Raw genomic sequence first — 25,114 nt, 5'->3', positions numbered from 1 at the left:
CCTTTGAAATATCTATTGATTCACATCAAAGTTTATCATAAAGGTTGATGCAAAGCATACAAATTGATTGAAAGTAAGAGCGTGGTAATTACTTGTAAAATAGCGTATAATAATGGATGAAAAAATTTATAAAACCGTGATTTCCAAGGAGGATATTATGCCTAGTTTATTAGATGTATTGAAAGACAAACTTTCAGGAAAGAATGTAAGAATCGTATTACCTGAGGGTGAAGATGAACGTGTATTAACTGCAGCAACAAAATTACAAGCTTCAGATTTTGTGGAACCTGTTGTTTTAGGTGATGAAGACAAAATCAAATCACTCGCAGAAGACAAAGGTTTAGATATTTCAGGCATCGAAATTATTACACCAGAAACAAGTGAATTGAAACCAGAATTGGTGGAAGCATTTGTAGAACGTCGTAAAGGCAAAGCGACAAAAGAACAAGCAGAAGACATGCTGAACAATGTAAACTACTTCGGTACAATGCTTGTTTATACAGGTAAAGCAGAAGGGCTTGTCAGCGGTGCTGCACACTCTACAGGCGATACTGTACGTCCTGCATTGCAAATTATCAAAACAAAACCAGGCGTTGCGAAAACTTCAGGTGTGTTCTTCATGATTAAAGACGACGCACAATATGTATTCGGCGACTGTGCAATCAACCCGACACTAGAAGCAACAGACTTAGCTGAAATTGCTGTAGAAAGTGCAAAAACAGCGAAAAGCTTCGGTATGGACCCTAAAGTTGCATTATTAAGCTTCTCAACAAAAGGTTCTGCAAAATCAGACGACGTTGAAAAAGTAGCACAAGCAACAAAAGCAGCACAAGAAAAAGCTGAATCAGAAGGTTTAAACGATGTTGTTATTGACGGCGAATTCCAATTCGACGCAGCAATCGTACCAGAAGTTGCAGCGAAAAAAGCACCAGACGCTAAAATCAACGGTGATGCAAATGTCTTTGTGTTCCCTAGCTTAGAAGGAGGCAACATCGGCTATAAAATTGCACAGCGTTTAGGCGGTTATGAAGCAATCGGACCTGTATTGCAAGGCTTGAATTCTCCAGTAAACGACTTAAGCCGCGGCTGCTCAACTGAAGATGTCTTCAACTTATCAATCATCACTGCAGCACAAACATTGCAATAATGGATTTGGCAGAGCGCTATTTTAAAGATCAAGAATGGCGTTATATTGACCATTCTACAGGCTTTGCGCCGATGCAGTCTTTTGCATTTGATGATACATTTTCAGAAAGTGCGGGCAAGGATTTATCATGCAGTGTCGTCCGCACTTGGATTCATCAGCATACCGTAATACTAGGTACACATGATGCACGCTTGCCGCATTTAAATGACGGCATACGCTATTTGGTCGATGAACGCGGTTATAATGTAATTGTCCGCAATTCAGGCGGCTTAGGTGTGGTGCTCGATCAAGGTATTTTGAATTTCTCCCTTATCTTTAAGGGCAAGACCGAAGTTTCAATAGACGAAGCATTTAACTTAATGTATTTAGTAGTCGATAAAATGTTCGAAGATGAACATGTTACTATCGAAACGAAAGAAATTGAACGCTCTTATTGCCCAGGAAAATTCGACTTGAGTATCAATGACAAAAAGTTTGCTGGTATTTCTCAACGCAGAGTGAGAGGCGGTATTGCGGTACAAGTTTATCTTTGTGTAGAAGGTTCAGGCGAAGAACGTGCTGAAATGATGAAAGCTTTCTACGATAGAGCGCTGCAAGGCGAAGAAACAAAGTTTAAGTACCCTGATATTGATCCATCTTGTATGGCTTCGCTTGAAACTTTGTTTGGACATTCCATGACGGTTCAAGATGTGATGTTAAAATTGCTTTATGCGATTAAAGATTTAGGCGCAACATTAAATATGGAACCGATCAGTGATGAAGAATGGGAAAGATTTGAAAAATATTTTGAGCGTATGATAGAACGTAATGCAAAAATTAATGCGAAAATGAACGATTAAGCACAAAGGGATGTAAATAGCTGAAAAGTTATGTGGCTTGATACTCTCTTAATAAAGTTTAAACTTAAAATGTAGATGATTTGTGTACTACATCCCAAAAGTTGAACCTATAAAATACTACTTTTGGGGTGTTTATTTATGACTTCAATTGTCAAAATAAGTGTAACACATAAAAAAGAGCCCTAATATCATCAATCTAGTAAAATAAAGTTTGCGAAGACAAAATTTTACTGGAGATAATGATTATGGACTCATATAAACACCTTACCATAGAAGAACGCGAAAGAATATTCTCTAAAGGATATTCTTTAAGAAAATCGCTTAAGATATTTGCAGAAGCCCATCAACCGTTTCTCGTGAATTAGTTAGAAATGCTTCCTCCGGAAGCTACAGCCCTACATATGCTCATAATAATTACAAGTGCAATAAGAAAAAATGCGGACGTAAATTATTATTAAAATCACAGATTTTATTTGATAAAGTGAAATTTTTATTTCTTAATCAACAGTGGTCGCCTGAACAAATTGCGAACCGATTAAAAAGTGAAGGGTTTCACTTGGCTATTAGTTATAACACTATTTACCGTGCTATTTATTTAGGCCTGTTTGATCCGCCAAAATTAAGTCACGGTAATCGTGGATGTATTAGATTGTTAAGGCATAGAGGCAAGACTAGACACACTAAAGATCATCAAGAAAAAAGAGGTAGAATTAGAATAAGTTATTCAATACACGATCGGCCTCAAATCATTAATAATAGAGAACGCATCGGAGATTGGGAAGCCGATACTGTTATGGGAAAAACTGGAAAATCTTGTCTTGTTACATTAGTAGATCGTAAAACCAGCTATTTACTTTGTGGTAAAGTACCTAAAAAGAAATCTGAGTTTGTGAAACAGAAAATCGTAGATTTACTTAGCGGCTTACCAAACAATAAACGATTATCCATTACACCAGATAGAGGTGTAGAGTTTTCTAAACATCCAGAAATTACGTCAGAGTTAGATAACATTCCCTTTTATTTTCCTGATCCTCATTCCCCTTGGCAACGTGGAACTAATGAAAATACAAATGGATTGATTAGAGAATATATAGCCAAAGGTATTGATATTGATAACATTACAGAAGAACAAATAGAACGCTATGTTTATAAGTTGAATACACGTCCTCGTAAACGATTTGATTGGAAAACACCAGCAGAGCTTTTCAATGATAAGGTGTTGCACTTAATTTGACAATTGAAGATAAACAAATAGCAACCAACTTTCGTTTTCTATTTGACATGGTGACTTTCAATATCCCTTTTGTGTTGCGGTTTTTTAATTCAGATGGTGTGAATCCTCATTTTTAATTATATTTTTTATGACGAAGATATGAACAAATCGTTTAAATAAAGTGAAATTTTCGGTAGAATGAGGAAGTAGTTTATTATCAGGTATTAATTTTACAACTTAGGTATGATAAAACATCGAGATAAATAGGGTATAATAAAACGGTGTTTGAAGAAAAGTGAACAGTAAAGTGCAACATATTTTATAAATGACAAAAATATATAGGTTGAAAAATAAATGAGTATATTAAGTCCCATGCATAAGCTTCCTGTCATTTTCATAAGGGCAACAAAGAAAGTGGCTGGAGGTCTTTGCATGTATACAACAGGAATTCAATATACTTTGAGAAACTAGGAAAGTATTAAAGGTGATGCAGATATGACACAAAAAGGCTACGGGGAATCTAATGGGAAAATCATATTAGTAGGTGAACATGCGGTGACGTTCGGCCAGCCTGCGATTGCAATTCCGTTTTCCTCTGGGAAAGTAACAGTTGAAATTGAAGAAATGCCGGAATTGGCAGTGTCTACGATGATCAGTGATGTCTATGAAGGCGAAGTTGCGGATGCACCGGAGCATTTACATGCATTAATCAGCAGATTCGAAGAAGAAAATCATATTGATTCACCTGTGATGATTAAAATCGATGCACAATTACCGCCTTCAAGAGGCTTAGGTTCTAGTGCTGCTGTAGCCGTAGCCTTCACTAGAGCTGCTTTTGACTATATGGGCAAACCTTTATCTGATGAAGCATTGATTGAACATGTCAACTGGGCAGAAATGATTGCGCATGGGAAACCTAGCGGTATCGATGCACAAACGATTGTGTCGAATAAACCGACATGGTTCCAAGAAGGTGTCTTTACACCTTTGAAAACTTTGAATGTTGCGGGATATATGGTCGTTTTAGATACCGGCATCAGAGGGAATACCAAAGAGGCAGTGAGTGATGTGCATGAACTTGTGCAGCATAATCATGAGAATATGCAGTTTATCGAACGTATTGGCCGACTGGTACATGCAGCGAATCAAGCCATCAACACGCATAACTTTGAAGCGTTAGCTGACATTTTCAATGAATGCCAATCTTATTTAGCGACATTGACAGTCAGTCATCCGAAAATTGATCGATTGCTGCAAGTGGCAAAACAAGCAGGTGCTGTGGCAGGCAAGCTGACAGGCAGCGGCCGCGGCGGCAGTGTCATTACGTTAGTGAAAGATTATGGGACAGCGAAAAAGGTAGCACAAGCAGTAAAAGAAGCGGGTGCTAAGCATACGTGGATAGAGAATTTAGGAGGTTAATTCAATTGGCTAAGACGGGCAAAGCGAGAGCGCATACGAATATTGCGTTGATTAAATATTGGGGGAAAGCAGACGATGCACTGATTATTCCAATGAATAATAGTTTGTCGCTGACTTTGGATAAATTTTATACGGAAACACGTGCAACATTTGATGCGCAATTTGAAAAGGACCGTTTCTTCTTAAACGGGGAAGAAGCGGATGACAAAGAAACGCAAAAAATTTCAGCATACTTAGACATTGTCAGAGCACGCGCAGGTACTGACATGAAAGCACATATCGACAGCACTAATTTTGTGCCGACGGCAGCTGGATTAGCTTCTTCTGCCAGTGCGTTTGCGGCACTTGCGGCTGCATGCAATGAAGCATTGGACATGCAGTTGTCTGATAAAGATTTATCCCGCCTCGCTAGACGCGGTTCAGGTTCTGCAAGCCGCAGTATTTACGGAGGATTTGCGGAATGGGAAAAAGGCCATGATGATGAAACGTCTTATGCACATGCCATCGATGCGGATCATTGGGAAGATAATTTAGCAATGATTTTCGTAGTGATTAATCAAAAATCTAAAAAAGTAAAAAGCCGTGCCGGGATGTCTTTAACACGCAATACTTCTCGCTTTTACCAATATTGGTTAGACCATATTGATGAGGATATCAAAGAAGCAAAAGCCGCGATTGCAGCTAAAGATTTCAAACGATTAGGCGAAGTATTTGAAGAGAATGGACTGCGCATGCATGCGACAAACTTAGGGGCACAACCGCCATTTACATATTTGGTGCCGGAAAGTTATGAAGCTATGGCTTTAGTACATGAATGCCGCGAAGCAGGATTGCCGGCATACTTCACAATGGATGCAGGTCCTAATGTAAAAGTATTAGTACAAAAACAGCATCAGCAAGCAGTCATCGATAAATTAACAACTTACTTTGATCAAGACCAAATTATCGCGAGTGATATCGGTACCGGGATTGAAATTATAAATGAGGAAGATGAATCATGATTACAGTCAAAGCGCCAGGCAAACTCTATATCGCAGGTGAATATGCAGTAACGGAACCAGGCTATAAGTCTGTATTGATAGCAGTGGACCGTTTTGTGACGGCTACGATAGATACAGCAGCCGCAAATAACGGCGGTTCAATTCATTCTAAAACGCTGCATCATGAGCCGATTACATTCCAAAGAGAAGGCGATAAGATTGCAGTCTCAGATGCGAATGCGGCTAAACAATTAGAATATGTGATTACTGCAGTTGAAGTCTTCGAGCAATATGCTAAAAGCTGCGGTAAAGCGCTGAAACACTTTGATTTAGTGATCGACAGCAATTTAGACGATGCCTCTGGCCATAAATACGGTTTAGGTTCGAGTGCTGCTGTTTTAGTTTCTGTCGTTAAAGCACTGAATGAATTTTATGAGTTGGATTTAGCGAATTTAAATATTTATAAACTTGCGGTGATTGCGAATATGAAACTGCAAAGTTTAAGTTCGTGCGGCGATATTGCAGTCAGTGTCTTTACTGGTTGGTTAGCTTACAGTACTTTCGACCATGATTGGGTCATGCAGCAGATTGAAACGTCTTCTGTTGCTGAAGTGGTAAAGAAAAACTGGCCGGGATTATATACTGAACCCTTGCAAGCCCCTGAGAATATGGAAGTGCTTATCGGCTGGACAGGTTCTCCAGCGTCATCTCCTTACTTAGTCAGTGAAGTGAAACGATTAAAATCAGATCCAGAGTTTTATAGCCGTTTCTTAGAACAATCTCAATCTTGTGTCGAGCGTTTGATTTATGCTTTCAAAACGAACAATTTAAAAGGTGTACAAGCTATGATTCGACGCAACCGTTCTATCATCCAAATGATGGATGCAGAAGCAATTGTCGACATTGAAACACCTCAGCTTAAACAATTATGCGATATCGCAGAGACTTATAATGCTGCTGCTAAAACATCAGGTGCAGGCGGCGGAGACTGCGGTATAGCGATTATCGGCAACCAAAAACACCGCAAAATGATTTATAACAGCTGGAAAGCAGCAAACATCAAACCGCTGCCGTTCCACGTTTATCAAGGTCAATAATATAGTGTGCTGTCTCACTGTGAACCATTGCAGTGCGGCAGTTTTTTTATAGCAGATTTCAGTGTTCTGTTGAGGTGTTAAAGACTGATTAACATACAGTTCAAAGAATTGGGACTTGAAATTTTACGGAAAAAGCGTAGAATAGATAAGGTTAAATAATAGAAGTCGTTAGAGAAAATAGATGATTATAGAGATAAAGTGAGGTGGACATAGCAGTGCAAAACAAATTTTTGATTTGTGATGATTGCCAAGCCGTTAATTGCAAATCCCTAGAAAGAAAATTAAAGAAATTAGATCCAGAAGCTGAAATAGAAATAGGCTGCCAATCATACTGTGGTCCAGGTCGCAGAAAGACATTTGCGTTCGTCAACAACCGCCCTTTAGCAGCATTAACAGAAGATGAGTTAATGGAGAAAGTTGAAAAGCAGCTTCAAAAACCGCGTGATCCAGAAGAAGAAGAGCGCTTGCGTCAACGTAATGAAGAACGTAAACGCAGAAAAGAAGAACAAGACCGAAAACTTAAAGAAAAATTAGCGAAACGTAAACAAGCTGAATAATTAGAATTTCAAATACAAAAAGACAGACCCTTTACTGTTTGCATATAGGCAAAACAGAGGGTCTGTCTTTTTATCGTTCGAACTATCGCGAGATTCATCGCATATTGACTGCGGGTAATGCCGTTGTTGTCTCGTGGTAGTGGATTCTCAATAAACTTTTACATATGACCTGCAAGCATTTAAAACATCTTTAGTATAGAAATGACGCAAATTGTCCTTTGTATACGATGGGATAAGTTCTTTTCTTTTCACCCATTTATCTATAAGAGATGGCGGGATGCCATCAACTGCCATTTCAGATTCATCAGTTACTAAAGTATCCCAATCTAACGTTACAGGCTGCGAGTCAATATAAATGTTACCAAAGCTCGTATCATCCATATTTTAATCACCTTTTATTGAGTTTTTTTAGTCCCTTTTGCTTGATTGAATAGGGTACCTTTTATCCTTCTTACTCAGTTCATATACCCAGTCTATCTTGAAGGTATTCGCATTTTTTACAAAAAATTTACGTTAGATTCATTAAGTTGGTATATTTAAATAATGTAACCTATAATTAGGCTTATTAAACAAGAGATAACAATGTTCATAAAAAGTTCACTTATATTCCAGAAAGGAACCTGCACATGATAACTGTTATATTCGGAGGAAGCAGACCAGAAGGCAATTCTGCTTCACTCGCAAAATTGGTTGTAGAGGGTTTAGATTATCAATGGATTGATTTAACGCAATACCGCTTCGCACCTGTCAGGGACGTCAGACATAATGGGGGACAAATTGACGGCTACCTGGATGATTATCCTGATATTATTGATCGTGTGTTAGAAAGCGATAGTGTGCTATTGGTGTCGCCGGTATATTGGTATAGTGTTTCAGCCTCGATGAAATCATTCATCGACCACTGGTCAGAAACATTGCGCGATAAAAATTATCGTGATTTTAAAGAAAAGATGACGCAAATCGAATTTCGCTTAATTTTAGTGGGCGGTGATTGTCCTAAAATCAAAGCACGTCCATGTATGCATCAAATAGAATACAGCTTGGAATTTTTAGGTGCCCTCTTAGAAGATTATCTGATTGGTACAGTGAATGCGCCGGGTGATATTTTAAAAGATACATACGCGATGCATCATGCAAAGCAGTGGCATGAGCAATTAAAAGAAAAAGCAAGTACACGTACGTTATAGATAATATGTTGTATTAGATTTGAAGCGCTTAGGTTATATCTGAATGCTTTTCATATTCATAAACACAACAACTGATTCAGACTATATATTTATCATGTACATTGCGCTGTGTTTAGCAACACCCTGCAAGCGGGGTAGAACAATAAATAAGTCGTCATACGCGTGTTTGTTTAAACACAATTTTATATCTCGTATGATATAATTAATTTATTCATTTTGAAAGTTGAACTATGTAAGGAGACGTGATTAACGATGCATAAAGTGAGAGAAGCAACACCAGCGGATGTTGTCGGCATCAGAGATGTGGCAACAAAAGCATGGTATAACACGTATTTGAATATCTATGCTGCGACGACTGTCAATGAGTTATTGACAGCTTCATACAATGAGCAGCATTTGCTTAAAAGATTAAAAGAACAATTATTCCTAGTGGCAGAAGAAGATAATGAAATTGTAGGGTTCGCTAATTTTATTAACGGCAGCGAACTTTTCTTATCTGCGCACTATATTCATCCTAAAGCACAACGTAAAGGCTATGGTACTGCCTTGTTAAATAAAGGATTGGACCATTTCAAAGGACAATATGATGCGGTTTATTTAGAAGTAGATAACCAAAACGAAGAAGGTGTCGAATACTACCGCCAACAAGGCTTTGAAATGGTACGTGCCTATAACCGAGAAGTATACGGGGAAGTCATGGACCTTGCGCTAATGAAAAAGGCATTTTAAATATATCGAATAGAATGAGATGGAGGGATCCTCATGGCGGAGACAGATTACGGCACTAAAAAATTATTTGAAGAGAAAGTATTCAAAGATCCGATTCACCGCTATATTCATGTTAAAGATCAAGTCATTTGGGATTTAGTAAAAACAAAAGAATTCCAGCGTTTGCGCCGTATCAAACAGCTCGGCACGCTGTATTTGTCTTTTCACACTGCAGAACACAGCCGTTTCGGCCATTCGCTGGGTGTGTATGAGATTGTCCGCAGAATTATAGACGAGTCGTTTCGCGGACGTGAAGCATGGCATGATGATGACCGTTTGCTCGCATTATGTGCTGCTTTGCTGCATGATTTAGGTCATGGTCCTTTTTCTCACAGTTTCGAAAAGATTTTCAATACAGATCACGAAGCATTTACACAAGCCACTATTACCGGAAATACTGAAGTGAATGCCGTGCTGAGCAGAGTTTCAAAAGACTTTCCGAAACAAGTCGCAGACGTGATTAATAAAACACATCCTAATAAGCTGGTTATTTCTATGATTTCATCTCAAATCGATGCAGATAGAATGGATTACCTGCAAAGGGATGCTTATTTTACAGGTGTGCAATATGGCAAATTCGATATGGAACGTATCTTAAGATTAATGCGTCCAACTAAAGAAGAAGTCTTGATTAAAGACAGCGGTATGCATGCGGTAGAAAACTTTATTATGAGCCGCTATCAAATGTATTGGCAGATTTATTTCCACCCGGTCAGCCGAGGCGGAGAAGTCTTGCTGAATAACTGTTTGAAACGTGCAAAAGCACTCTATCAAGAAGGTTATGAGTTTAATCTGTTCCCTAAAGATTTCATTCCGTTCTTTGAAGGAACGATGACAATTGAACAATATGTAGAGCTGGATGAAGCGGTAGTCTTATATTACTTGAAAGAATGGATTAAAGAAGACGATGATATCTTAAGTGATTTAGCACGCCGTTTTATTAATCGGGACTTATTCAAATATCTGCCGTTTGACGGTTCGATTATTACAATGAATGAGCTGAGAGAGTTGTTTGAAGCCGGCGGTATTAATCCGGATTACTATTTCGTGAGCGAATCGTTCTCTGATCTGCCTTATGATTATGACCGCCCGGGGTCTAACCGCCAACCGATTCATCTCCTTCAGCATAACGGCAAAATCCGAGAAATCAGCAGTCAGTCTATGGTGATTCAAAGTATCACAGGAATTAATCGCCAAGATTATAAATTATATTATCCTAAAGAACTGGTTCATAATATCAAAGATGATGCAGTACGCGAACGTATTTTGAGTATCTTAAACGAACTGAATTAAACGATGTGCATTGTATTCGAAAAGATACAGATGATACAGTAAAATGGAATAACATGAGCATATAATGGAGGTGTGGCTTGTGGCAGAGAATAAAGGGTTTAAATTCAATATTATTAAAAATGACCCGCTAGACGGCCATAAAGGAACAAATATCGGGGCAATCAGTTTAGATAACGTTGCACCTGTATTTATAGACATGCAATCTAAAGAAGCATTTATTGATATCGGTGCGATGCACGCACGTGCAGATGTTGAAAAAGGTGTAAAATGGATTACAGATAAAGAAACAGTCGAAGGACCTGAAGCGAAAGAATATTGGTTATGCTGGGTAACGACTGAACGCGGTGAACAAGGTGCATATTATGCAGGGTTAACCGCATGTTACCTCATGGTGAATAAAAAAATCCGCAGAGGCTACAAAAGCATGCCTGAACATGTGAATATGATGGATAAATCTATGAAACATAAAGTGGTCATCGATCACATCGGAGATGAATACATCGCGATTATCAGAGACTTCCTTAAAAATCATGATATTGAAATGTGGAATCATTCAAGCGATGAATTAAAAGAAGCATTGCACGATAAGTAAATGTTAAGCAGAAATCACACAAAGTGGTTTCTGCTTTTTTGCCCGTTCATCATTCTAAGTATGTTACAGTAGGTATATAAATTTTAGAATAATCTAAATTGTAAGATTATTGCAAAGGGGAGATAGTATGAGTTCAGAATTAATTCAGCGATTAAAAGAGAAAGAGGACCGTATGGTTGAAATCAGACGTTATCTGCATGCACATCCGGAATTATCTTTCAAAGAGGTTGAAACACCGAAGTATATTGCAGAATTCTATAAAGATAAGGATTGTGAAGTAGAAACTAATGTCGGAGAAAATGGTTTGAAGGTTACTATCGACAGTGGGAAACCGGGTAAAACGATTGCGATTCGTGCCGATTTTGATGCATTGCCGATAGAGGAAGCAACAGGTTTGCCGTTCGCATCAGAAAATCCTGGTGTTATGCATGCTTGCGGTCACGATGCACATACAGCTTATATGCTGATATTGGCTGAGACATTAATCGAAATGAAAGATCAGTTCTCAGGAAAAGTAGTTGTGATACATCAACCAGCTGAAGAAATGCCTCCAGGCGGTGCAATCGGAATGATTAAAGATGGCGTTTTAGATGGTGTAGATCATGTATTAGGGGTACATGTGATGAGTAATGGTGAACGCGGTACAATTTATTATCGAGAAGGCAACGTGCAAACAGGGCGCGGCTTCTTTAAATTAACGATTCACGGCAAGGGCGGTCATGGCTCATCACCGCATGACGCGAATGATGCGATTGTCGCAGGCGCAAACTTTGTGACGACTGTACAATCTATCGTTTCAAGACGTTTAAGTCCATTTGAAACGGGTGTCGTTTCTATCGGTTCATTCGATGCCAAAGGTCAATTCAATGTAATTAAAGATAAAGTTGTCCTTGATGGAGATGTACGCGGACTGCAAGATGAAACAAAAGATAAAATCGCACAAGAATTACAACATGTCGTAGATGGTTTAGAAACAACATTCGGTGTGACTTGCGATTATGAATATACAGACGATTATCCGGCTGTCTATAATGATCCGAAATTTACGAAATATGTATCAGAGACATTAAACAACGCAGAAAAATCTGCAATACAAAAAGTCGAACGCTGCGAACCTTGGCCGCCTTCAGAAGACTTTGCATATTATTTACAAGAAGTTCCAGGCGCATTTATCTTTGCAGGTGCAGAACCAGAAGAAGGGGAAGTCTACCCGCACCATCATCCGAAATTCAATATCAGCGAATCATCTATGATGAGTGCAGCTGAAGCAGTGGGTACGATTGTGTTAGATTATTTGAAAGACTAAATGAAGTGAGACACAATTTAATTTTGACTTTTAGGGTTATCAGCGCATACAGTGTGAATTTAGTCACTGTGTGCGCTGTATATTTATGTTATAATTCAGAGTATTAATGAATAAATAAGAATAGGGTGAGCGCGTCTTTGAATGAAAACATTCGTATACAAACATTTCAGATGATTGAACGCGATGGAGAAATAGATGAGTTTGAATTTGAAACCAACGGCACTTGGCAAGAGAAGCGGCAAGCTGAATATATACGTTATGATGAAGTCGTAGAAAACTTGGAAGTACATGTTACATTGAAGATTCAAAATGGCGAAGTGAGGTTGCTGCGCAGCGGGAATATTAAACAGAATCTGCATTTTATAGAAGGTAATGATACGATGTCATTATACGAAATACCTACTGGCAAGATTCCTTTAACGATTCGTACGCTCAGCATTAATCATTATGTACAACCAGAACAGTCAAAACTCAAAGTTCGTTATGAACTCTATCAAAATGAAGAGAAGATGGGCACATACCTTTACCAAATTACCTACAAGGAGCTGAAGTAAGTGAATATTATTGATCAAGTCAAACAAACATTAATTGAAGAAATAACAGCAAGTGTTAAAGCCGCTGGACTTGCAGAAGAAGTTCCTGAAGTCAAAGTGGAAATTCCAAAAGATCCTAAAAACGGGGACTACTCTACAAATATCGCAATGGTGCTGACAAAAATTGCGAAACGCAATCCGCGTGAAATCGCACAAGAGATTGTTGATAACTTGGATAAATCAAAAGCGAATGTGCAAAAAATCGAAATTGCAGGACCTGGATTTATCAATTTCTATTTAAACAATGAATACTTAACTGAAATTATTCCGCAAGCCTTGAAAAAAGATAAAGACTTCGGACGTGCAGAAGTACCTAAAAACCAAAAAATCTTAGTTGAATATGTATCTGCGAACCCAACTGGCGATTTGCATATCGGACATGCACGTAATGCGGCAGTCGGTGATACATTAAGCAATATTTTAGATGCGGCAGGCTATGATGTGACACGTGAATACTACATCAACGATGCCGGCAACCAAATTACTAACTTAGCACGTTCTATTGAAGCGCGTTATTATCAAGCGTTAGGCAAAGAAGCGGAATTACCAGCTGATGGTTATCACGGTAAAGATATCGTGAATATTGGTAAAGATTTAGCAAAAAAACGTCCTGACCTTCAAGAGCTGCCTGATGACGAACGCTTAAAAGTGTTCAGACAATTAGGTGTCGATTATGAAATGGAAAAATTGAAAAAAGACTTAGCAGACTTCAATACACACTTTGACGGCTGGTTCAGTGAAACAACTTTATATGATTCAGGCGAAATCAAACGTGTATTAGAGCTGATGAAAAAAAATGGTCATACGTATGAAGCGGATGGTGCGACATGGCTGCGTACGACAGAATTCAACGATGACAAAGACCGTGTGTTAATCAAAAAAGACGGCACATACACTTACTTCTTGCCAGATGTTGCTTATCACTATGACAAATTCCATCGCGATGGCGGTCAAGATATCTTAATCAACTTATTCGGAGCGGATCACCACGGTTATATCAACCGTTTGAAAGCTTCAGTTGAAACATATGGTATTGATGCAGATCGTTTAGAAATTCAAATCATGCAAATGGTACGTTTAATGCAAGACGGCGAAGAAGTTAAAATGAGTAAACGTACAGGCAATGCGATTACATTGCGTGAAATCATGGATGAAGTCGGCATTGACGCAGCACGTTACTTCTTAACGATGCGCAGCCCGGATACGCATTTTGATTTTGATATGGAACTTGCGAAAGAAAATTCAGCAGAAAACCCTGTGTATTATGCACAATATGCACATGCGCGTATTTCTTCAATCTTGAAACAAGCGGCTGAACGCGGCATTGTGCCGACGCAAAATGCGGACTTCAGTGTTATCAAAAATGATAAAGCAATCGACCTATTGAAAAAAATAGCTGAATTTGAACCGATGATTGAAAGTGCTGCAGAACAACGTGCACCGCATCGTGTAACAAACTATATTCAAGAACTTGCAGCAGCATTTCATAAATTCTACAATGCGGACAAAGTATTAACAGACGATGAAACTAAGACACAAGCTTATGTTTCAATGATTGCGGCAGCGCAAATTACATTACGCAATGCCTTAGCATTAGTGGGTGTTACTGCACCGCATACAATGTAATTCACTTATTCGAAGTACTCTTTTCAGAGTGCTTCTTTTTTTATGCAAAATGTGTATAAGTTTTTTGTAAAATTGACCTTTTCAGCAAGAGTAAATGTGCTAAAATGAGATTTACAATACAATATGAGGAGAAGTTGATGAAACAAAAACTATGGGTTTTTCTAATCTTAGTTATTTTGGTTGCGGCAGGGTGTGCTTCACCTGCAGAAAAGGATAAGAAAGACGATAAAAAACAATCTGAGCACAAAACTGAGCAGTCTATCAAATACCACCGCATCATTTCATTGATGCCGAGCAACACGGAGATATTGTATGAATTAGGTTTATGTAAAGAAGTGATAGGGGTTTCTACTGTAGATGACTATCCTAAAGACGTTAAAAACAAGCAGAAATTCGACGCGATGAAGTTGAATAAAGATCAATTGCTTAAAGCTAAACCGGATTTGATTTTAGCGCATGAATCTCAAAAAGGCATGGATAATAAAGTATTAAGCGACATAGAAAAGAAAGGCATCAAGGTGGTTTACATACCTGAAGCCAAAAACTTTGAAGAAATCTATGGAACGTTTGAACAAATCGGCGATATTACAGGACGCAAATCACAAGCAGATACATTAGTGTATGATACTAAGCACCGTGTTGAAGCAGTGTTGAAAGATGTGCCGAAACATCAAAAAGCACCTAGTGTCTTCTTAGAAGTTTCGCATGAACCTGAAATTTATACAGCAGGCAAATCTACGTTCTTTAATTATATGTTAGAAGAGCTGCAAGCACAGAATACGTTTGATGATTTGACAGGTTGGAAGAAAGTCAGCAAAGAAAGTATCATTAAGCATAATCCAGATGTATTAATTACAACTGAAGGGATTACGCGTTCAGATTACTTGAAGATCATACGTAAGCGCGGCGGCTTTGAAAATATAGATGCTGTGAAGAAGAAAAGAATTGAAGCGGTGAATGGCGATACGATTTCAAGACCTGGTCCGCGTATCGACCAAGGACTTAAAGCATTAAGAGATGCCATTTATCGAGATGAACAATAAAATGAAACAAACTACAATGATTATAGGATGGTGTCTTGCACTCACAGCAAGCATCGGCATCAGCTTGTTTTGGAATTTAGGCAGCTGGTCGGACCCTTTAAATCAAAGTATCCTGTTTGAAGTGCGTTTGCCAAGAGTATTGGAAGCACTGCTCGCAGGTATCGGCTTGTCGATTGCAGGCCAAATGTTTCAAACCGTACTGAATAATCCGCTTGCAGACAGCCTGACATTAGGCTTAGCGAGCGGTTCTGTTTTAGGCGGCGGTTGTGCAGTCTTCTTAGGTCTCAGCAGTCTATGGATTCCTATGGCCTCAATGACAGCAAGTTTCATCACATTAGGTATTGTGCTGGGTGTGACGGCTGTTATTTCGCAAGGTTATCCGATGCGCGCTTTGATATTATCAGGTATTATGATAGGTGCTTTGTTTAATGCGTTGTTATATCTGTTGATATTGTTAGACGAACGCAGAATGAAAAGTATTGTGATGTATATGTTCGGCGGTTTTTCCAATGCGGAAATGTATGAAGTCTACTTCATTGTACCTGTGATGCTTTTGTGTGTACTGCTGCTCGGTGTATTGCTGCCGAAGATTAAACTGCTGCAAGTCGGTACGCTGAAAGCCCGTTCGTTAAGTTTAAATGTGCAGCAGATGATGTTTATGGTATTGACACTTGCCTCTATTATGACAGCGATTATTGTTTCATATACTGGTATTATAGGGTTTATCGGAATGATAGTTCCTCAGTTGATCAGACGTACTGTTAAAGCGACATTAGGTGTGCAGATGCTGATGAATGGTATTGTCGGCGGTGCGGTCATGGTCTTTGCGGATACTTTAGGTGCACAACTGTGGCACCCGATTGAAATTCCAGCCAGTATTATTTTGGCATTATTAGGAATACCTGTACTTGGGTATTTAATAGCAACACAGAAACGCTCGTATGAATGATCTTATTAATAAAGAAATGATAACAGAGATGCTTGATATGCATTTATAGGAGAGAAGAATAATGAATTTAGAGGGTATAAAGGCGGTCGTATTCGATTTAGAAGGAACACTGTTAGATCGTAATAAATCGAGAGAGAAATTTATTGAAGAACAGTATGAACGGTTCCATGATTACTTAGTTCATGTACAAGCTCAAGATTTCAAAAAGCAGTTTATTGAATTGGATGATGACGAGGATCATGATAAGCCGGAACTTTATAAAGCGATTATCAAACGTTTCCATGTCGATCGTTTAACGTGGAAAGATCTATTTCATGATTTTGAGAATCACTTCTATCGTTATGTCTTTCCGTATCATGATACACAGTATACGTTGGAACGTTTAGTAAACAGAGGATATTTGACAGGTGTGATTGCGAATGGTAAATCTAAAATAAAGCAATATCGTTTAGATAGTTTGGGTATATTGTCTTATATTCATTTTTTGTCTACGTCAGAGATGGTAGGCTACAGAAAACCGCATCCTAAAATCTTTGAAGATATTATGGAACAGCTCGGTGTAGAACCAGAAGAAGTGTTGTATGTAGGCGATGATGCTTTAAATGATGTTGCGCCGGCACGAGCGATGGGAATGGTCAGTGTTTGGTTTAATCATGAAGATGATGAAGTTGAACTTGAGCCGGAACCGGAAGAAATGGATTTTGAAATTGCGACGTTAGAAGAACTATTAGAGATTCTACCGCAAGAAGCCCCAGATTCTAAGGAGAGTGAGCAAGCGAATGGAACTATTTACGACTAAAGATCATACAACATTGCATTATGCGGCGATGGGAAGCGGACAGCCGATTGTATTGATACATTCCGCATTTGAAAATTTTTCAATCTTTAACGATATCGCTACAAAACTGTCATACAGTTATGAAGTGATTTGTATAGATTTACGCGGTCATGGCTATTCAGACAAACCGCTGCAAATTGATTTTGCGGACTATGCTTCAGATATTAAAGAATTACTGGATTACTTATACATCCGACATGCATTCTTTATCGGACAAGAACTAGGCGCAACCATTGCGGCAGACTTTGCGTCTAAATTTGATGCATATGTCGATGGACTTGTACTGGTTAACCCGGCAACACTGCAAGCAGAACTGCCAGAAGCACGTCTGTTTAGAAAATATGCTGATACAATCAGAACATGGGAAGACAACAAGCAGCAGAAATTCTTGGATAAACACACATATGGTTCAAAGAAAAAAGCAGGGAAAATGCTGAAGAATTATTCAGATATGACACCGATTATGACAGGACTCGAAAAGCGTTCTGTTACAGCTTCATTTGAACATACCGAAATTCAGCCTGCTTTAAATCATATTCAAGCACCTGTATTAATCATTCAAGGTAAACACGATGAACGTTTAACATCAGAAGAGTTAGCAGCATATACTGATCATATTCAGCATGCACAAGTCGAAACATTTGAACGTTCTGGTCTTTATCCGATGGGTGAAGAGAAGAAAAGATTCTTAGAAACGGTGACAGCTTTCATAAATGTCAATGAAGTATTAGAAGACGAGCAGCAACGTATTAAAGCCTAAAAGCAAAGTTATTCATTATTATTTGCAATTAAACTCTTGATTATTATACAGTATTACAAAATATTACATCCGAAGACCGATTACATAACGGGTATTTAAGGGTATAGTATAATAAGCGCAGAAAAAATTACAGGAACATTACAAAAAGAGAGCAAAGGAGTTATTGCTTATGAAAAAATTACTTTCAGCGGCTATCGTTTCTGCAACCGTGGTAACCGGACTTGGCATCCATCAAGCAGATGCAGCGTCTGGCAATACAATTCAAACCGTGCAGCAAATCCAACATGGCGACACATCATTAGAGGGTGTGAAGTTGGGTCAAAATATTAAAGATGTTTTGAAAACGCACAAACTCACAGGCTATTCTTATAAACCTGATAAAACTAAACACTATTATGAATTTAATTCTGACAAAGGATTAATGATTGTGACAGCGAATGGCCAAAAAGATCGCGGCCAAGTCACACACATCACAATGAAGTACAATAAAATAGATGGACCAAGTTTCAAAACAGTACGCAACCAACTTGGTAATACTGTAACTTGGAGATATAACTATAATGAACAAACAGGTAATTTCGGCTATATCAAAGATAAAGATACTTCTTATCAATTTGCAAGCCAATCACCTAAAGATAAAAACCTGAAACTTTATCGTATTGATATCGGTAAATAAGAACAGGTTTGTGCAGGAAGACGGGAGAGCAAACTCCTGTCTTCTTTTTTCATTGAGTGGATAAATTAAGTGTGAAATGATAAATTGATAAGGATAGAATATTTAAAGGAGACACATCATGCGTCCTAATGACAAAATATTATTAGAAAATATCACCGATTATTTTAACTACAAAGGGATTTCTCCTAAGATGATTGATGATATCAAAGAAAAAATACGTAATGACCTGCCAAAATCAGAAGCAAAAGATGAAGATTATATAGAATACCGCAAGAAAGCACCAGCTGAAATTATTTTAACGATTCAACGTAATCTGTTTGGAATTCAATTGAATCCGATACTGTTCTTTATCGTCAATTTCTTGTTGATATCGTACTTATATGACAAACAGTTTGTGCCGTTTCAGGCTGCGACAGGCTTATCGATTGTCTACTGCCTCATTATTTTCCCGATAACAGTTTTTGTTTATACCAGAATTGTTAAAAAGAACTATTTATACAGCAATCGAACCGAAGTCATGATAGGTATAGGGATTATCATCATTGCGGCCATATTAGTGATGCTGCATGCATTTAATATAGATTTCGGTGTTGTGGTAGTAACGAAATATGCGCATATTTTTGTGTTCTTCTTCGGTATTATCATGGCGATATTCGGTGTTTATTACAAACGCTTTGAATTTACAGGTGTCGGATTGCTGCTGAGTCAAAAAACAATTGATGCAGTAGTATTAGATCCGAATCTGGCACAAATCGGCACAGTCATTATTTGGATTTTAATCTTAGTAGTAATTATTTATTATTCCATTAAATTATCAACACGTGAGAAGTAGGCTGATACAAGCTTCATTATCAAAATAAAAAGGTTCTCCGCCATAAAAGGTGAAGAACCCATAAAAAAGGTGATGCTAGAATGAATCATCATTTTTGCATCACGCTTTTTGTATATACATAGCTTAAACAAATCAGATTTTAATTTCTTTGTTTGCAGTTAAGATACGTTCATTAATACGGTTTAATAACTCGTTGATTTTTTCGCGTTGTGTTACATTCACTAAAATTAAAACTGTTCTTTCATCTTGTTCGTTACGTTTTTTATCGAAGTAATCTTCTTGAGATAAATTTTTAACCGCTTTAACAACTTGTGGTTGTTTGTAGTTCAAGTGGTTAATGATATCTTTTAAGTAGTATTCCTCGTCATTTGATTGACTAAGGAAAGTTAATACTGCAAATTCCTCGAAGCTGATTGTGAATTCTTTCTTGATAATACTTTTCATTTTATCAGCATATGTCACCATTGCTAATAAATCTGATGAATTTTTAATTTTTGATACTGCCATGTGTATTTCCTCCCTTAACATTCCCATTATCATTATACTATAGGTAAACAGACAGATTTTTAAACGTTAATTTTCATAATTGGGGCGAGATACTTTTCAAACAAAATATTCGCGTCCCTATTATTTATTTAATTATAACTAGATAAAAATGAATTGTAAACAAAAAACATTATAAAACAATGGTTTTTTCAAACTAATGATTCTTTCAAAAAATTACCGAATGAAGCAAGACAATTTATTGAACATCATTTGAATAACACATTATTAATTAAGATAATGTCTATTTTCCTATTTACCGATATGATATGGGTTAATTATATAAGAACTCTAGTTTGATGTGAAGTTTTTGGGTTGAGCAACAACTTTTTCTCCCGGTAAAAGTCCTTCACTAATAATAACCATACCCGAATTTTCGCTATATTTAATAATTCTTTTAACCATTTGTTGATTTTTTTTAATTATTACTGCGTTTTTTCCGTATAAAACATCCTTAGGAAGTGCAATGAAATGCGTAGAAATTGAAATGTTAAAGCGGCTTCCTATTGGAAGTCGTGCATTTGTGGAGATTTGTACTTCGTATTGCGAAGATTTACTGTCTTCAGACTGTGCGATAGGGAATGCGTCGATCTTTTGAATTTTACCTTTAAACAAAGCAGCGGTCTGTCCTTTGATCTCTGCTTCTTGATTCAGCTTCAGCTTCAGCTGATGTAAGACAGATTCAGAAACGTAGGCTTTAATAATACGTTTAGGGCTGTATACTTCAGCGAACAATTGCTGCGGTTTGCTTGGGTGCTTGTCTATAATATGGACTACACCTTCCAAGGCAGTGAATTGTTTTACGCGCAGTCCTGCTTGGACAGCGTAAAATTGCTTTTCAAGGTCGGTATGCAAATTTAAGAAATTCGAACGTTTAGAATGCTGATCCAAATAATTCAGTTGTTTACGAAGTAAAGTCAGGTGCTGCTCGTTTTCCTTATTGTAGTATTCGAATAAGGGCTGATCTTTCTTAACTGTTTTACCTGAATCAACATACCAATCATGAATCATTCCCATCTTAGGGTCGTAGTAAAAAGAATGTTTTGTTTCGGCTGCTTGATGACCTGTAAATCGAATCGGGTGATTGTAAGCAGCAGTGTAGGTTTTAATATTTTGCTTTGCCTGGGGCGTGTGATGTCGGAGTGCGGCGTATAATCCGACGGCAGCTGCACTTAATAAGAGGATAGCTATTAAGGCGGACAACCAGTGGGTTTTTAACAAATAAAGTCACCTCTTCTTATATAATTTTATAGTTATTATACAATGGAGATAATGGTTGGGGCAACGCTGAAAATAATTATTTTGTTCCTTTTATTGAATTGTTATAATAAAAGAAAAAATAAAGGTATATCACGCTGAAAAAAGTGTTTTTTTCAGTTTTTCGATTATTTCGTAAAGAATTAGGGAATAATAAGTACTTTTTATTTGTTAATTGTTAAAGTTGTAGATTTTTTCAATGTATCAATATATAATTTGGTAAACTGGCAATAAACAGAAGCATTGCAAAATGAGAAAGTAGGGGGAACAGCCATGACACAGGTGTCTATTATTCGTTTGTTAGATGAAGAAATGTTTTTTATTGATGCAGGCCAAGATTCAGACATTCAGAAAAAGCAATTTGTTGAAGTATTAAATCCAAAACATGCTTATAAAAACTTAGCGCAAGTCGTGGATGTTTTTGAAAGCTATGCGTTATGCAAAAAGCTGGGGAAAGATCGCATCTTCTTCGGAGATATTGTAAAGCCGAGACCGCTTGATGCAGAGCAATAAAAAATCGAGCATACTCATTTGAGTATACTCGACATGCAATGATTTAGAAAATGATGTGTGTTTCTTTTTCTATAATTTGTGCGCCTTTAATCGCAGCAATCTTGCCAGATGCGGGGTTTAAGACATTCAAGTCCAATAATGTACTCATCGCATTTCTGACCGTTTCTTCTTGCACTTGGCCTGATACGTCCGGAATTTGGAATTTAACAGGCTTGTGTGCTTCATTGAGATAGATAAGTTCTAATGTTTTAGTCATAAAGTAACAGCTCCTTCTTATAAAGTTTCTACAGTAGTGATTTCGACGTTGTCGAAAGTTTCGCCAGTTAATTTTTCAATAACTGATTTAAAACCATTTAATTGTGTTTCAGTACTTTGAGGGTTTAAACGAGCGAAACGACGGCGTTTTGCGACAGGTTTTCCATCTTTTGTTTCTTCTAAACGAATTAGAGTCACAGCAAGTTCTTTGATTGTTTTCATGTTTCTCACCTCCTTGCTCACTCTATATATCGAAATCCGCAGAAAAAAAGCACACCCTTTTTGTAAATTATTTTAATTTTTTTCGTCTTAAGCACAAGCAAACGGGTAAACGTAGTGTGTATCGCTATTTCTATAGCTTTAGTTATAAAAATGTTGTGTGCAGAATTTAAGAGAATGAAAGCTTATGGCTAAAGTTATATAAATAGATTTCACACAATTGAATATAGTATTATAAATAAAGACACTTGATAGATGTATGTGAAAATACATCATTAATTTCAATTGGGTTATAAACACAAGAGAGTGCACACAACATAGAAAGAGGTGACGCTGTGGAAATAGTTGAAGGATTACTCATATTTATTGCGGCTATTATCCTAAGTTCATTAATACATTCACTATTTCTCCCTAAAGTCCCTTTGGCATTCATCCAAATTATTTTAGGGGCATTAATATTTGTAACACCTATTCCTGTGGCATTTGATTTTGACACAGAGGTGTTTATGGTCGCATTGATTGCGCCGCTATTATTTATTGAAGGGGTACATGTTTCTCGTGTCGGCTTAAAACGCTACATAAAGCCAGTAATGATGATGGCTTTAGGCTTAGTCTTCACTACCGTGATTGGTGTAGGCTTCTTTATTCATTGGGTTTGGCCGAGCTTGCCGATGCCTGCCGGCTTTGCGTTAGCAGCGGTACTATGTCCGACAGATGCGGTGGCAGTTTCAGCGATTACTAAAGGTAAAGTGCTGCCGAAAGGTTCTATGACGATTTTAGAAGGGGAATCGTTATTAAACGATGCCGCAGGTATCATTTCCTTCAAGATTGCGGTGGCTGCGCTGATTACCGGCGCATTTTCTATTACTGACGCAGTAGGGCAGTTCTTAGTGTCTTCCATCGGCGGTTTAGTCGTTGGTTTGATTGTAGGTATTGTCTTAGTCAGATTGCGTATTATACTTGCGCGCCGCGGTGTTGAAAGTAATAACATGTTTATCTTTATTCAATTATTGACACCGTTTATTACTTATTTAGTCGCTGAAGTCTTCCATGCTTCTGGTATTATTGCGGCTGTTGTATCCGGGTTGGTGCACGGCTTTGAACGTGATCGTATTACCCATATCAGTACACAGCTCCAATTAAGTTATACGCAGACATGGAATTTATTAAGTTATGTATTAAACGGCTTTGTCTTTGTAATTTTAGGTTATATTGTGCCTGAAACAGTGAAGAATATAATACGTACAGAGCCGCAGAACCTAGTGTTCTTATTAGGTACTACTGGACTTATTGCATTAGCAGTATACGTCTTTCGTTTCTTATGGGTATATGTATTATATCCTTACTTCTACTTGCCGGTCAGTCCGTTCCAACGTGCAATGAACGAAGGGGACGAACAAGGTCCGGGTGAAGTTAAACCTAAGCGCAGCAAATATGCGTTGGTGATGACACTTTGCGGTGTGCATGGGACAATTTCACTTGCTATCGCGTTGACATTCCCGTATATGCTGGCAGAAGATAGATCATTCATTTATCGTAATGATCTGCTCTTTATTTCTTCAGGTATGGTGATACTCAGTCTTGTAATCGCACAAGTATTGCTGCCGATTGTGACACCAATGATGAAACAAGTCAAAGTGGAAGGTATGAGTTTCAAAGAAGCGCGTATCTACATTTTAGAACAAGCAATCGAGTATTTAAGAAGCCATGCAACACCTGAAACATCATTCAAATACGGCAGTGTGATTAAAATCTATCACGACCGTATTGCATTTATGAAAGTCTTAGATGATGATGACGAAAACTCAAAAGAACTCGAACGCCTGCAAGGGATTGCGATTGATACAGAAACGAAGACTTTAAATGAATTAGTTAAAGAAGGCAAAATTACGCAAAGTGATTTTGATAACTATATGCGCTATGCAGAACGTACACAAGTATATCGTCAAGCTTCTTTAATCCGAAGAATGATTATGCGTATTAAAGTAGCTATTTTAAGACGCCGTGTTCGCGTTCAAACTAACGCTGCATCTTCATTAGATGTTCAACAAAACTTAAAAGAAATCTCTAAAATTATGCGTATTGTGCATTATAACGTCGTTAAACGCTTAACCAAAGAAGCCAATGCTGACAACAAATTAGAAATCAGTACCATTTGCGACAGTTACTTAATGCGCTCGGATAATTTAACATCATCGAACCTCTTCAATTACAAGAAGTTCAATCCGAACAACATTACAAAAATCAAACTGAATGCGTTGCGTGAACAACGCCATATCCTCAACGAATTAGTAGAAGACGGAGAAGTAAGCGAAAAAACTGCACTGAAAATCCGACAAGCCATCAACTATGATGAAATGGTGTTAGTAGATCGATTGACGTAATTTAAAAAATTAAAATAGCAGCAGTGTGCCGTAAACCAACGAGTACACTGCTGCTGTTTTTATGCAAAAAATAAAAAAAGCGACAGCACTTCTGCACTGTCGCTTCGAAAATCGATGTCATCGCAAAGCACCGATTTTCTTAAGGAATTGTGGTCCAGTGGGAGGAAAGACCACAGCTATTTATGTTTAGGATAGATTATTTATGGACCATCAGAAATGGTATGGACA

The 25,114-nt window shown here is 37.8% G+C and carries 26 protein-coding genes and 1 pseudogene; 22 read left to right on the top strand and 5 right to left on the bottom strand.

The genetic code is table 11. From position 1 onward, the window contains the following. Positions 1-157: 157 nt before the first annotated feature. The 7 genes and pseudogenes from pta (at position 158) to MUA90_RS12085 (ending at position 7,252) form a co-directional block, all read left to right on the top strand. Complete coding sequence (gene pta / locus MUA90_RS12115) at positions 158-1,147, top strand: phosphate acetyltransferase (protein WP_262587171.1); 990 nt, start codon at positions 158-160, stop codon at positions 1,145-1,147. Continuing rightward, on the top strand, positions 1,147-1,986 hold the full coding sequence (locus MUA90_RS12110; RefSeq protein WP_262587169.1) for a lipoate--protein ligase family protein: 840 nt from the start codon (positions 1,147-1,149) through the stop codon (positions 1,984-1,986). Before pta ends, MUA90_RS12110 begins: the two co-directional genes overlap by 1 nt. A 239-nt stretch (positions 1,987-2,225) precedes the next feature. Continuing rightward, positions 2,226-3,220 (top strand): annotated as a pseudogene (locus MUA90_RS12105) (IS30 family transposase). Positions 3,221-3,694: 474 nt separating this feature from the next. Next, complete coding sequence (mvk, locus tag MUA90_RS12100) at positions 3,695-4,618, top strand: mevalonate kinase (RefSeq protein ID WP_262587167.1); 924 nt, start codon at positions 3,695-3,697, stop codon at positions 4,616-4,618. A gap of 5 nt (positions 4,619-4,623) precedes the next feature. Beyond that, the gene (mvaD, locus tag MUA90_RS12095; RefSeq protein WP_262587165.1) at positions 4,624-5,619 is read left to right on the top strand and encodes a diphosphomevalonate decarboxylase; all 996 of its coding nucleotides are present in this window, start codon (positions 4,624-4,626) and stop codon (positions 5,617-5,619) included. Further along, the gene (locus MUA90_RS12090) at positions 5,616-6,695 is read left to right on the top strand and encodes a phosphomevalonate kinase (protein ID WP_114603937.1); all 1,080 of its coding nucleotides are present in this window, start codon (positions 5,616-5,618) and stop codon (positions 6,693-6,695) included. Before mvaD ends, MUA90_RS12090 begins: the two co-directional genes overlap by 4 nt. Before the next feature lie 215 nt (positions 6,696-6,910). Then, positions 6,911-7,252 (top strand): YuzB family protein, encoded by a 342-nt coding sequence (locus tag MUA90_RS12085; protein ID WP_114603936.1) that lies wholly within the window; start codon positions 6,911-6,913, stop codon positions 7,250-7,252. A gap of 147 nt (positions 7,253-7,399) precedes the next feature. Here the strand turns inward: MUA90_RS12085 and MUA90_RS12080 are convergent, their stop codons facing one another. Next, positions 7,400-7,633 carry a hypothetical protein gene (locus MUA90_RS12080; protein WP_114603933.1) on the bottom strand — a complete coding sequence of 78 codons (234 nt, stop codon included), beginning with the start codon at positions 7,631-7,633 and terminating at the stop codon, positions 7,400-7,402. A gap of 245 nt (positions 7,634-7,878) precedes the next feature. On the opposite strand from MUA90_RS12080, the gene MUA90_RS12075 reads away from it, so the two are divergent. The 13 genes from MUA90_RS12075 to MUA90_RS12015 all read left to right on the top strand — a co-directional run bounded on the left by MUA90_RS12075 (position 7,879) and on the right by MUA90_RS12015 (position 19,715). After that, the gene (locus MUA90_RS12075) at positions 7,879-8,439 is read left to right on the top strand and encodes a flavodoxin family protein (protein ID WP_262587160.1); all 561 of its coding nucleotides are present in this window, start codon (positions 7,879-7,881) and stop codon (positions 8,437-8,439) included. A gap of 252 nt (positions 8,440-8,691) precedes the next feature. Continuing rightward, positions 8,692-9,168, top strand: a complete 477-nt coding sequence (locus tag MUA90_RS12070) for a GNAT family N-acetyltransferase (protein ID WP_114603931.1) — start codon at positions 8,692-8,694, stop codon at positions 9,166-9,168. Between the two features lie 33 nt (positions 9,169-9,201). Further along, positions 9,202-10,500 (top strand): HD domain-containing protein, encoded by a 1,299-nt coding sequence (locus MUA90_RS12065; RefSeq protein WP_262587158.1) that lies wholly within the window; start codon positions 9,202-9,204, stop codon positions 10,498-10,500. Positions 10,501-10,579: 79 nt separating this feature from the next. Further along, positions 10,580-11,092, top strand: a complete 513-nt coding sequence (locus MUA90_RS12060; RefSeq protein ID WP_398577357.1) for a YwhD family protein — start codon at positions 10,580-10,582, stop codon at positions 11,090-11,092. A 127-nt stretch (positions 11,093-11,219) separates the two neighbouring features. Then, complete coding sequence (locus tag MUA90_RS12055) at positions 11,220-12,398, top strand: M20 family metallopeptidase (RefSeq protein ID WP_105993428.1); 1,179 nt, start codon at positions 11,220-11,222, stop codon at positions 12,396-12,398. A 137-nt stretch (positions 12,399-12,535) separates the two neighbouring features. Continuing rightward, entirely contained in the window at positions 12,536-12,952 is a 417-nt protein-coding gene (locus MUA90_RS12050) for a YwiB family protein (RefSeq protein WP_105993429.1), read from the top strand. Continuing rightward, positions 12,953-14,617, top strand: a complete 1,665-nt coding sequence (gene argS / locus MUA90_RS12045) for an arginine--tRNA ligase (protein WP_262587156.1) — start codon at positions 12,953-12,955, stop codon at positions 14,615-14,617. Between the two features lie 137 nt (positions 14,618-14,754). Further along, complete coding sequence (locus MUA90_RS12040) at positions 14,755-15,660, top strand: ABC transporter substrate-binding protein (RefSeq protein WP_262587155.1); 906 nt, start codon at positions 14,755-14,757, stop codon at positions 15,658-15,660. A 1-nt stretch (position 15,661) separates the two neighbouring features. Beyond that, positions 15,662-16,609, top strand: coding sequence for a FecCD family ABC transporter permease (locus MUA90_RS12035; RefSeq protein WP_262587153.1), 948 nt, complete (start codon positions 15,662-15,664; stop codon positions 16,607-16,609). A gap of 61 nt (positions 16,610-16,670) precedes the next feature. After that, positions 16,671-17,408: an HAD family hydrolase gene (locus MUA90_RS12030; protein WP_105993432.1), complete on the top strand. Its 738-nt coding sequence runs from the start codon at positions 16,671-16,673 to the stop codon at positions 17,406-17,408. Further along, the gene (locus tag MUA90_RS12025; RefSeq protein WP_262587151.1) at positions 17,389-18,207 is read left to right on the top strand and encodes an alpha/beta fold hydrolase; all 819 of its coding nucleotides are present in this window, start codon (positions 17,389-17,391) and stop codon (positions 18,205-18,207) included. Before MUA90_RS12030 ends, MUA90_RS12025 begins: the two co-directional genes overlap by 20 nt. 169 nt (positions 18,208-18,376) lie before the next feature. Next, positions 18,377-18,883 carry an SA0570 family protein gene (locus tag MUA90_RS12020; RefSeq protein WP_105993434.1) on the top strand — a complete coding sequence of 169 codons (507 nt, stop codon included), beginning with the start codon at positions 18,377-18,379 and terminating at the stop codon, positions 18,881-18,883. 118 nt (positions 18,884-19,001) lie between these two features. Further along, complete coding sequence (locus MUA90_RS12015; protein ID WP_105993435.1) at positions 19,002-19,715, top strand: hypothetical protein; 714 nt, start codon at positions 19,002-19,004, stop codon at positions 19,713-19,715. A gap of 132 nt (positions 19,716-19,847) precedes the next feature. On the opposite strand, the gene sarA is transcribed toward MUA90_RS12015, so the two are convergent. Together sarA and MUA90_RS12005 are read right to left on the bottom strand one after the other, a co-directional pair. Then, positions 19,848-20,222 (bottom strand): global transcriptional regulator SarA, encoded by a 375-nt coding sequence (gene sarA / locus MUA90_RS12010; RefSeq protein ID WP_262587148.1) that lies wholly within the window; start codon positions 20,220-20,222, stop codon positions 19,848-19,850. A gap of 327 nt (positions 20,223-20,549) precedes the next feature. Beyond that, a complete protein-coding gene (locus MUA90_RS12005; protein WP_262587146.1) occupies positions 20,550-21,479 on the bottom strand; it encodes an efflux RND transporter periplasmic adaptor subunit in 930 nt (309 codons plus the stop codon). Between the two features lie 309 nt (positions 21,480-21,788). Here MUA90_RS12005 and MUA90_RS12000 point away from each other — a divergent pair, with 309 nt between their 5' ends. Then, positions 21,789-22,028, top strand: a complete 240-nt coding sequence (locus MUA90_RS12000) for a hypothetical protein (protein WP_105993438.1) — start codon at positions 21,789-21,791, stop codon at positions 22,026-22,028. 43 nt (positions 22,029-22,071) lie between these two features. Here the strand turns inward: MUA90_RS12000 and MUA90_RS11995 are convergent, their stop codons facing one another. Together MUA90_RS11995 and MUA90_RS11990 are read right to left on the bottom strand one after the other, a co-directional pair. Beyond that, the gene (locus MUA90_RS11995) at positions 22,072-22,284 is read right to left on the bottom strand and encodes a DUF2922 domain-containing protein (protein WP_105993439.1); all 213 of its coding nucleotides are present in this window, start codon (positions 22,282-22,284) and stop codon (positions 22,072-22,074) included. Positions 22,285-22,301: 17 nt separating this feature from the next. After that, a complete protein-coding gene (locus tag MUA90_RS11990; protein ID WP_105993440.1) occupies positions 22,302-22,505 on the bottom strand; it encodes a DUF1659 domain-containing protein in 204 nt (67 codons plus the stop codon). Positions 22,506-22,837: 332 nt separating this feature from the next. Here MUA90_RS11990 and MUA90_RS11985 point away from each other — a divergent pair, with 332 nt between their 5' ends. Next, on the top strand, positions 22,838-24,886 hold the full coding sequence (locus MUA90_RS11985) for a cation:proton antiporter (RefSeq protein WP_262587143.1): 2,049 nt from the start codon (positions 22,838-22,840) through the stop codon (positions 24,884-24,886). Positions 24,887-25,114: the final 228 nt, after the last annotated feature.

The sequence above is a fragment of the Staphylococcus sp. IVB6181 genome (assembly GCF_025561445.1).
Taxonomy (GTDB): domain Bacteria; phylum Bacillota; class Bacilli; order Staphylococcales; family Staphylococcaceae; genus Staphylococcus; species Staphylococcus simulans_B.
This window is presented reverse-complemented; position numbering and strand designations above follow the sequence as displayed.